This window comes from Pedobacter gandavensis (genome assembly GCF_032677645.1).
Classification (GTDB): domain Bacteria; phylum Bacteroidota; class Bacteroidia; order Sphingobacteriales; family Sphingobacteriaceae; genus Pedobacter; species Pedobacter gandavensis_A.
Genome location: NZ_JAVTSB010000015.1, coordinates 177,398 through 187,384, shown reverse-complemented (window position 1 = coordinate 187,384; position 9,987 = coordinate 177,398). Strand labels below are relative to the sequence as shown.

Below are 9,987 nucleotides of genomic sequence, written 5' to 3'. Positions count from 1 at the left end.
ACATCATTGCTCCACAAGTTTTGGGATTGATCCCAAAAATCTTCCCAATCCCAGTTTTATCCTATTCAGAAGGCTATTGAAAATCTATGCATCAAACACACTTAATGAATTTAGCAACCGAACTCATCTACCAGAAAAACTTTGGGCAAAAAAAAAGCAGCCTTTTCAGACTGCTTTCAAAACTGGGGTGGAATATGGGGCTCGAACCCACGACCCTCGGTACCACAAACCGATGCTCTAACCAACTGAGCTAAAACCACCATGTTTTTTCAACGTCACAAAAGTACGATTAATATTATTTAATGCAAATATATTTGAGGTTTAGTCTCGTGTTTTCTTTTAACCGATTCAATTTCAGCATATTTAATTTTCATAATAATATTTATTATCCTTCATGAATTGCAATTAAAGCTTAAAAACATAGATTTGTCCACATATGATTGAGATTTTTACAGACGGCGCAGCAAGTGGAAACCCGGGACCAGGTGGTTATGGGGTCATTTTGCGTTCAGGAAAGCATTATAAGGAATTGAGTGGTGGCTTTCGCATGACGACCAACAACCGGATGGAATTGCTGGCTGTGATTGAAGGTTTAAAGGCGATCAAAACTCCGGGGCAACAGGTGACTGTCGTTTCCGATTCTAAGTATGTTGTAGACTCTGTAGAGAAGAAATGGGTGTTCGGTTGGGTAAAGATCGGTTTTAAAGGAAAGAAGAATAAGGACCTCTGGATTCGTTTCCTGGATGTCTATAAACTTCATGATGTAAAATTTGTCTGGATCAAAGGTCACAACGCCCATCCTGAGAACGAGCGTTGTGATGTATTGGCTGTGGCAGCAGGTAAAAATAAAGCTGCGCTGGCGATAGATGTAGAGTTTGAGAAAGAACGAAATAAAGCAACCTTGCTATAAGAAGCGCGTGTTGCTATAATGTTCTAGCCTACTTGTTTTAAGTTTTGTGTGGTTTCTTTTAAGTCTTGTACGGTTTCGGTATTTACATTCTTTTCCGAAGAAAATTCAGCCATCATTCCTTCCGCCATATTTACCATTTCTTTAGAGCCGATAAAAATAGAGCTACGCTGATGTAATTCGGTCGGCTCGATCTCCAGGATCCTGTTGAAGCCATCAGAAGCAACACCGCCAGCCTGCTCTACAATGAAAGCCATTGGATTGCATTCATATAACAGCCTTAATTTTCCGTTTGGTGATTTTGCAGTGGTAGGGTAGATGTAGATACCGCCTTTAATCAGGTTCCTGTGAATGTCGCCAACCATAGAGCCAATATATCTGGAAGTATAAGGCCTATTGGTTTCTTCATCGTGAACCTGCACATATTTCAGGTATTTCTTTACGCCTTCCGGGAAGTGAACATAATTCCCTTCATTTAAAGAATAGATGTTTCCGCCATCAGGAATGGTCATGTTAGGGTGTGATAAGCAAAATTCGCCTATAGAAGGGTCTAATGTAAATCCGTTTACTCCTTTCCCTGTGGTATAAACCAACATGGTGGAAGAACCGTAAATTACGTATCCTGCGGCCACTTGCTGTGTGCCTTTTTGTAATACATCGGCTAAAGTCGCTTCTCCCTCCACAGATTTTCTGCGGTAAATAGAAAAGATTGTTCCCACCGCTACATTACAATCAATATTTGAAGAGCCGTCTAATGGATCGATACATACAATATACTTGGCGTTTTTGGAAACCGGAGAGTCTATGCGTACAATCTCATCTTCTTCTTCTGTGGCTACGATGCAGCATTCGCCACCGCTGGTTAGTGCACTAATGAATTGAGTATTGGCAAAAACATCTAGCTTTTTCTGGCCTTCGCCCTGGATGTTTACCGTTCCTGCATCCCCGAGAATATCGACTAAACCGGCCTTGTTGACCTCTCTGTTCACGATTTTGGATGCAATCCCTATATCCCTTAGCAATCTGGAGAGTTCTCCTTTTGCGTATGAAAAATCAGCTTGTTTTTCAATGATAAACTGGCCTAGTGTTTTGATGCCTGACATATACTTAGTGTATTTTATACGTTATCTATTTCCTATTTCTATGGCCTCTAAGGTATGGATTTTTTCTTCCGAAATACAAAACCTGATTAATGTTTTAACCTTGTGCCAGCCTGAATTACCTGCCGCACCGGGGTTTATATGGAGGCAGTTGATTTTTGGATCGAACATTACTTTTAATATATGTGAGTGTCCGGTGATGAATAACATGGGTGGCTTAGTGTATATTTCACTCTTTATATTTGGAGCGTATTTTCCGGGGTATCCACCGATATGCGTCATCCAGACATCTACCTTTTCACAGTTGAATCTCAGGTGTTCGGGGTAGACTGCACGGATTTCTTTGTCGTCAATGTTGCCATAAACGCCTTTAAGTGGTTTAAAAGCTGCAAGTCGTTCGGCTACATCCGGACCAAAGTCGCCGGCATGCCAGATTTCATCGCATTCGTCGAAGTGTTTGAAAACGGCATCGTCAAGAAAACCGTGTGTATCAGAAAGAAGTCCTATTTTTTTCAAAGTATAGCTTTTTGTGTCTATACAAAGCTATGTATATTGAGCTGGAGAACCATGAAAAATAAGGGAAAGAAATCTTTGAAAGAACGGGGTTGGAAGCTTTAAAAAGCCAGAAAGAAATCTTTTAGCAATTCCTTGTAGGCAAGGGTATGAACACCTTTTGATTCATAGATGTAAAAGTTTTCAGAAGGAGGGGGGGGCTGGTTGTTTTTTGATAAACAAATGATGTGACGAATTACGGGTTTACTTAGATCGGAACAAACGTCAATGCGTTTTTGAAGCGATAGCCCATATTGAGTGGCGTTTTCTACCAGCAGTTCCGCTTGTTTAACGGGTAAGATCAGCCAGAAAGAACCTGTCGGACTTAATATTTCGCTCACCTTTTGAAGTAAGGCGTCGAAAAACTCTTCGTCGGCATGTCTGGCAATACCTTTTCTGATCTCCGGGTTTTTCAGATCGTTCACAAAGAAAGGAGGGTTGGATACTACAAGGTCATATTTACGCGTAGTCTGGTAATGCTCGATAGGGCTGAGGTGTGCTGCTGTACGTTCAGCAAACTTTGAACCTGCAAAATTACCAAGGGCCGTATTTGCTGCGGATTCATCAATTTCTACGGCATCAACCAGGGTTTTTGGGAAGCGTTGAGCCAGCATCAGCGCGATAACTCCTGTTCCGGTGCCAATATCTAAGGTATATTCCGGGTTGTCATGAGTTACTATCGCAGCCAGTAAAACTCCGTCGGTGTTGATTTTCATGGCGCAGCCAGTTTGATTAACCTCAAATTCTTTAAATTTAAAAATACTGCTCATGATTGGTAAATGATTGATATAAAACGAAGTGTAAAACTTCGTCAGGGGGTTGGGAATGCGGCAAAGATAAAAAAATAGATTTATTTCAGTAATATATTGTAAAATCAAATTTAAATGCTACTTTTGTGGCCTTGAAAAAAACATGGTGGTTTTAGCTCAGTTGGTTAGAGCATCGGTTTGTGGTACCGAGGGTCGTGGGTTCGAGCCCCATATTCCACCCCAGTTTTAAAAGCAGTCTGAAAAGACTGCTTTTTTTTTGCCTAAAGTTTTTTTACGGAGGAAATCTTTGTATTTCTGTCAGATGAGTTCGCCGCATCCCATGTTATAGAAGATTGGTCGAATGAAAGCAAACTTTTTGTGCCGTTTGACGATACGTTTATATCCGTTGTGGGGTATGCAGGGATATGATTTCCTGAGCGATGACGCTTACACCGGAACTTCTGATAAACCGGATAAGCATCAGGAAGATTATGAAAGTTATAGGATAGCTACAAGTGTGCTTCCCGAATGGTTTTTTATTTTTTGAATAGCGGCCCTAATGGGGTCAATTGCAGCAGGGGGGTACATAAAAAACGGCTCCGTCATTTTACTGTGGTGATGGCTCACCTAAAACACATTCCTCTGTTATTAAAGTAATTAACAACACAGCAGGTTAGCTTTGTATATAAATGCCTATTTTTATTTTTTTTGCACGAAATGGCTAAAATTTTTATCGTCGAAGACGAAGCAGAAATACGGGAAGAACTGATACAATTAGTTAGTGTGCGGACTCATGATGGTATCGTAGGGGCCTGTGGCTCGGTAAAAGAAGCATTACTACTCATCCCATCTGCGGCTCCGGATGTTATATTGATGGATATAGAACTTTCTGATGGCCAGAGTTTTGAGGTGTTGGAGCGCCTTCCTTCAACCCCTTTTTCGGTAATTTTTGTAACTGCCTATGAGCATTATGCGCTACGTGCCATCAAGGCGGGGGCATTGGATTATCTATTGAAGCCCATAAAGGAAAAGGAATTGTATGATGCCCTCGATAAAGCCAGCTTGCGACCTAATGTCTTGCATTCGGTACAAAAGGAAATCCTCTTCGATAAGCAATCGACAATGTTAGTATTGAAAACCCTCAATGAAACGTATTTTGTGCGCCATTCCGATATTCTATATTGTAAGGGAGATGGTGGCTACACTACCTTCTTTTTACTTGATGGCAGAGAAATTACAACAAGTACAACACTCAAAGAATATGAAACCTTGTTGTCGGAAGGTTTGTTTCTGAGAATTCATAAATCTTTTCTGATTTGTCTAAACTTTATTATTTCGTACCATCATGATGGCTTTGTTTTTTTACAAGGAGGTATACAAGTGCCTGTATCTACCCGTAAGAAAGATTTATTGATGCAAAAAATGACAATTAATAATGCATAATAAACCCTTGAAGATCTCCTACCTAATCTCTATTTGGCTAATCATTACCTTATTTATCAGCTGCGGGGGGCCTTCCTCTCCGCGAATAAATCAAGGCCAGTTACTGGATAGCTTATTTGACCAGATAAAACTAAGTAAACAGCCTAAAAAAGCAATACCACAACTACAACAATTAATAAAGGAAAATCAAAGGGATAGCTCCATACTTAGTCGGGCTTACTTTTACCTCAGCTATTGTTTACTTAAAAATAAACAAGATTCTGCTTCGTTTGAAGTGGCCCAAAAAGCTTTAAATATATTGCCTTTGTCGGAAAAAAATGGAGCCCAGGCAGCTACCAATTTCTATTGGATGGGCTATCTTGAGCAAAAAAAAGCGCAATATTATGCGGCAACTTATTACTACACACAAGCGGCATATCTTATTGATGCAGGAAATTTGAAGCTCAGTTTTCCAAAATCTTCCGGTTTTATTTTATTATGGGCATCACAACTAAACAGTTTCAATAACAGATTGGATTTATCTAATAGATTTGCCAGGAAAATGCTCTTTCTTTTGAAAAAAGATACCAGTATGTTGGCAAAAGACTTGTCTATATCCGCGAATTTATTGCTTTCACTAGGGTATTTAGATAAGAAAGGACTGGCTAATGACTCCGTTCGATTATATTTAAATCAGGCCACAGAAATAAAAAAGAAAACCAAACGTCCCCGTATAGATTACAATTATTATATATCAAAAGCAAAAATATTTTACGAGGGTAAAGAATTAGATTCTGCCCTTTACTATCAATTAAAAGCCTATAAAGCAGATACCTCCAATGCTTTTATGGCCTACAACAATCTATTGGGCATTTATGTAAACAAGCATCAATTGTCAAAAGCACGTGTGGCAGAGCGTGAAGTTACCAAGCGGTTAAGCCAATTTGATGCAGATGATTACCTGATGTATCTGGAAAATAAGATCGCGTTTGCTATCGTTCGTGGTGATAATAAAAAGGCACAATCGTCTTTTGAAGAGTATGTTCAAAAAAAGAAAGAGAGAGAAGAAAATGAAAACCGAAAAGCAGCAAACGAAATATCTTCGCTCTATAAAACAGTGCAAAAAGACCAACAAATTGGTGCATTAAACAAAAATATAGATAAGATAACGGGACAATTGGAGTTGAACAGGCTCTGGTTGGCGGTGATTATCCTTTTTTCAGGATTGCTATTTGCGATGATATTATTACTGTTTTTAGACCGAAGGAGAAAAGAACTCATTACCGAAAATAAGCAGGTTTCAGATCTTAATATCAAACTTGAATTGGAACAAAGGTTGTTGCGGAGCCAAATGGACCCTCATTTTATTTTCAATTGCTTAGCGAGTATTCGTGCTTTGGTTCGGCAAGAGAAAACTCAGGAGACACTCACTTACCTGGATCATTTTTCCGTTTTGATGCGAGAGAAACTAACGGCAGGTAAACAACGAAATATTGACTTGAAATCTGAAATGGACTTTCTGGAAAACTATTTAAAGCTGCAGCAAATGAGGATGCCAGGCAAATTCGACTATGTATTTGAATTGGACAATGAGGTTGCCAATATGTTTGATGAAATAGAGATTCCGGCAATGTTACTTCAGCCATTTATAGAGAATTCTATTTTACATGGATTTAAAAACATCAGTTATAAAGGTCATATACACGTATCAATGGCCATTAACAAGGAGGTTTTAAAGATCATCATTAACGACAATGGAGTTGGTTTGGATACCACTGATAAGCCGACCCATACTTCGCGTGCCACCCAAATTGTAACAGAACGAATTCAGTATTTACAAAATGAAGGTTTAGGAGAGGCTAGCCTGTCGATGAATTCCCCGGTGGATGCTCCTGGTACAATTGTCACTTTACGGATTCCGGTTTAAGTGTAGCGCTCGTTAACTGAAAGCCAGCACTTCTTTATCGACTTGTCCACCTTAGATTTAATTTCTTTTATTTGTTTTTTAAGTAAAAAAATGACTTAAAATGATCTGCTGCGCTTATGGATTTCCAGCAATCCCGATGCCATTTGAAACAAAAAATAGATATGATGAAAACAATTATTTTAACTGCATGTATTGCGTTTGCAAGCCTAAGTTTAGTATCTGCAAAAGCAAAAATCCCTATTTGTCTTCCCTGCGAATCCATCGAAACTGTGCAGGAATTACCTACAGATTCTGAAATTCAAAAATTGGCCGGACAAAAAGTAAACCTATCTTATGCTAATAAAGAATATGGCATTTTTGGGATGTCTATTTGGAACTCTAATGGAAGATTTGTATTGAGTGACATTTCAAATAATATGTATTTTGAAATTGATCCCCAAGTAGCTAAAATATTAAAAGAGAAACATGATTTTGATGCGGAAACTGCAGAAAATCCTTTGTCTTTTTGGAAAAAAGTAGGAGGAAAACTTGTTTTCTTAGTTATAATAGCATTACTAATTTGGGCAAGTATTCCTTCAAAAAACAAAACTAAAGACGTAGAACCAACTAATATTTAAAATAAGCATCTTTTATGAATCCAATATTCTTAATTCCTGCAGTATTAGTAATTGCCGGTGTGTGTGTTATGATCTACATGAACAAAAAACACCAATCAGCAAAATCAGAAATTGACTTAGATTTTGAAAGAAATAAATATGATGCTTACAAGCAAGAGCTTTTAGCAGAAGATTTCCCGCAAATAAAGCAATGGATGAAAGGAAAACCAATAGATGCCTATACCTCTGCATCTGTACCTCAATCTACAACAAATAAAGTTCAGGGTGTTATAAGTGACGGCATAAAAAACATAGCACTCTCTGCAATTGGTGTAAAACTTAGACGAATAGAAACCGAATGCTTTTGGGTGTTAAGCGGCAGTGATTTACATTTTTTTAGCACCAATACTGTTGGCGAATTAGATGAACATATTGTTTTTGACAATTTCAGAATTGAAGAAGCAACGCTTCGCTATGGAGGTATATTAAAATCACATTTAGGTGTTTACTTAAAGTCTTCGGAAGAGTATTTACCAAAAACACAAATTATCACATTTAACATCGATGGTACTCCTTTGTCACTTGAAGTTCATGACAGACTAAATTATGTACCAGACCCAACGGATATTTTAAACATGAACAAACAGTTAATGACAAGAGTTAAATATCAAATAGTGGGTGAAAAATTTGTGAAAATATTGCAAGACAAGTTCCCAAACCTCAAAGTAGCATAATTGTATGAGCATATTTTCGAAATTTATTAATGCCTTTAAGAATCTAAGACTAAACGATAAAAATGTAGTAATTGGCCTGCAATTAGATCATCTACTAATTAGTTCAATGTATGCAGAACAACAATCTGCCTATCTTAACTCTTATGAAACGGGGCTTGATAAAGGAACATTGAAAACAATTCTAGAGGATTATTGGGAGATATTTGAGAAAGATGATGCAATTGAAGTTCTTTCAGATCTGCAAAACAGAAATCAAGACGAGTATTTAGATATTGTGTATAATGCCTTTGAGAATAGGGAAAATTATGTAGCTATTTTAAAATCTAATCTACCGGATGATGAAGACGTTTTTAAACACTATGTGGAAATATATCGAAAATTAAGCAATGTTGTACCTGAGCTTGTAGAGCAGAATGTAATCCAGGATTTCTCAGCTATTAAGAATATAAGAGATACTGCCTGGAATTATGGAAGAGGTGCATTTTTATCACGCTGTTGTTATGAAGCAGGCTATATTTCTGAAGTAGAATTGATTGAATATTTACAGAAATCACATACAGCGCTAAGAGATTATTGCAGAACCTGGAAAGAATACACAACCAGTTATATTTTCGGAAGAGCAATTTGGGGTGGTTCAAACAACGATGGAATGATCCAGCTTGCGGACGATCTGCTGAATAGTGAAAAAAGCCCATTGAAAAACAGAATCTATTTGTAAAAAAAATGCCGGTTAGCCTCTACAATTTGGTAATAATAGAGGTTGACCGGCAATAGGCGGTATCATTAATCTGAATCAATCTCTTTTTCGTACTTCGATTGCCGGTTCAGAATGTATAGTTCCCAAACGATTACTTCTTCAACAGAAAAAAAATCGCATTAGATCACAATTGGGCTAAAAATGAAATTCAATATGAAATTTAGACTTTTAATTTTGTCTTTGGTGATCCTTGGTTGTGAATCAAAAAGAATGGAAACAGTAGATGAAAAGTTTAATATTGGTAACATCAATAATTACAAAGAAAGTGATACTGCATTTATAAGTTTGAAACGGAATATAGAAACCGATGAAATTGAATGCGGGGAAAATAATTGTTTGATAAATATTGAATTTACAGAAAATATCCCCAAAATAAGTATTGACCAAAGTTTGGGGATTTATATTTCTAAAACGGAAGATTTAAATGACGATAAGGCAAATGAAATAATAATTTTTTCTCGAACCAATGAAGGTTGCTGGAATAATATTTCAGTCTGGTCGTTTAAAGGCAGAAAGTGGAATGAAATTGCAAAAACCAGAGCATTTATATCAGAAAATCTAGATTTTGAAAATAGGATAACTAAAGAAGACGGCAACTATTATTTAATTGGAGAAAACCAATGGGAGGAAGATGAAAAAGGAGATTTTAAAAAAATAAAGGTCAAAATATAAAATCCACATCGCTACGCTGCGGGAGGTTAGCGGTAAGTTTGACTGGCCGACTGCAAGAGACAGATCAATTATTTACAAACCATCTGGGCAGACTGTATATCATCAACAATAAATGAAAAAATCACAAAAAAGCATAACCCTAGTTGCATACTATTTTTTAATCAGCATCTTTTTAAATTCTTGCTCTTCGAGATATATTAAATTGGTAAGTCCTGATACAAAAACAGAATTTGGAATAACACTAACAACGCCTTCTCAAGGAATATTTTTTGTGGAAAATGAAAAAGTTGGTGCCTCAAAAAATAAAATTAAAATCCATACCAAAACAGCTAACTCAATTTACAACAATTATGGACCAGCAACAGACAAAAGGTTTGTAGGAAGAACAAATGCCCGACAATTAAAATTTAATGTCAAAGACAAAACATACCTAATAGATATTACAAAATTTAAAAATAGAACTGCTATGGTTTTGTTTAACGGAGAAAGCAAACCCATCATTGAGTATAACGCAAAAAAATACAATGTTGTAGTTGAAGATTATTTTGCTGCACAATACAAATAATATGCT

The 9,987-nt window shown here is 37.1% G+C and carries 12 protein-coding genes and 2 tRNA genes; 10 read left to right on the top strand and 4 right to left on the bottom strand.

Annotated elements, in window-relative coordinates; translation table 11 throughout:
• Positions 1-183: 183 nt before the first annotated feature.
• A tRNA-His gene (locus R2Q66_RS22720) sits at positions 184-260 on the bottom strand.
• 176 nt (positions 261-436) lie between these two features.
• Here R2Q66_RS22720 and rnhA point away from each other — a divergent pair.
• Positions 437-910: a ribonuclease HI gene (gene rnhA / locus R2Q66_RS22715; protein WP_316753526.1), complete on the top strand. Its 474-nt coding sequence runs from the start codon at positions 437-439 to the stop codon at positions 908-910.
• Between the two features lie 23 nt (positions 911-933).
• On the opposite strand, the gene fbp is transcribed toward rnhA, so the two are convergent.
• From fbp to R2Q66_RS22700, 3 genes are all read right to left on the bottom strand, one after another.
• Positions 934-2,010, bottom strand: coding sequence for a class 1 fructose-bisphosphatase (gene fbp, locus R2Q66_RS22710; protein ID WP_316753524.1), 1,077 nt, complete (start codon positions 2,008-2,010; stop codon positions 934-936).
• Positions 2,011-2,031: 21 nt separating this feature from the next.
• A complete protein-coding gene (locus tag R2Q66_RS22705) occupies positions 2,032-2,523 on the bottom strand; it encodes a metallophosphoesterase family protein (protein WP_316753522.1) in 492 nt (163 codons plus the stop codon).
• Between the two features lie 98 nt (positions 2,524-2,621).
• A complete protein-coding gene (locus tag R2Q66_RS22700) occupies positions 2,622-3,275 on the bottom strand; it encodes a tRNA1(Val) (adenine(37)-N6)-methyltransferase (protein ID WP_316753520.1) in 654 nt (217 codons plus the stop codon).
• 199 nt (positions 3,276-3,474) lie between these two features.
• On the opposite strand from R2Q66_RS22700, the gene R2Q66_RS22695 reads away from it, so the two are divergent.
• The 9 genes from R2Q66_RS22695 to R2Q66_RS22655 all read left to right on the top strand — a co-directional run bounded on the left by R2Q66_RS22695 (position 3,475) and on the right by R2Q66_RS22655 (position 9,981).
• Positions 3,475-3,551: transfer RNA gene (locus tag R2Q66_RS22695), tRNA-His, on the top strand.
• Between the two features lie 118 nt (positions 3,552-3,669).
• Positions 3,670-3,855: a hypothetical protein gene (locus R2Q66_RS22690; protein WP_316753518.1), complete on the top strand. Its 186-nt coding sequence runs from the start codon at positions 3,670-3,672 to the stop codon at positions 3,853-3,855.
• Positions 3,856-4,025: 170 nt separating this feature from the next.
• Positions 4,026-4,751, top strand: coding sequence for a LytTR family DNA-binding domain-containing protein (locus R2Q66_RS22685; RefSeq protein ID WP_316753516.1), 726 nt, complete (start codon positions 4,026-4,028; stop codon positions 4,749-4,751).
• Entirely contained in the window at positions 4,744-6,657 is a 1,914-nt protein-coding gene (locus R2Q66_RS22680) for a sensor histidine kinase (RefSeq protein ID WP_316753513.1), read from the top strand. The genes R2Q66_RS22685 and R2Q66_RS22680 overlap by 8 nt, the downstream gene beginning before the upstream one ends.
• A 161-nt stretch (positions 6,658-6,818) precedes the next feature.
• Positions 6,819-7,274: a hypothetical protein gene (locus R2Q66_RS22675; RefSeq protein WP_316753511.1), complete on the top strand. Its 456-nt coding sequence runs from the start codon at positions 6,819-6,821 to the stop codon at positions 7,272-7,274.
• A gap of 14 nt (positions 7,275-7,288) precedes the next feature.
• On the top strand, positions 7,289-7,987 hold the full coding sequence (locus R2Q66_RS22670; protein WP_316753509.1) for a hypothetical protein: 699 nt from the start codon (positions 7,289-7,291) through the stop codon (positions 7,985-7,987).
• Between the two features lie 4 nt (positions 7,988-7,991).
• Complete coding sequence (locus R2Q66_RS22665; protein WP_316753507.1) at positions 7,992-8,705, top strand: DUF1266 domain-containing protein; 714 nt, start codon at positions 7,992-7,994, stop codon at positions 8,703-8,705.
• Positions 8,706-8,897: 192 nt separating this feature from the next.
• Positions 8,898-9,416: a hypothetical protein gene (locus tag R2Q66_RS22660; protein WP_316753505.1), complete on the top strand. Its 519-nt coding sequence runs from the start codon at positions 8,898-8,900 to the stop codon at positions 9,414-9,416.
• A 112-nt stretch (positions 9,417-9,528) separates the two neighbouring features.
• Entirely contained in the window at positions 9,529-9,981 is a 453-nt protein-coding gene (locus R2Q66_RS22655) for a hypothetical protein (protein ID WP_316753503.1), read from the top strand.
• Positions 9,982-9,987: the final 6 nt, after the last annotated feature.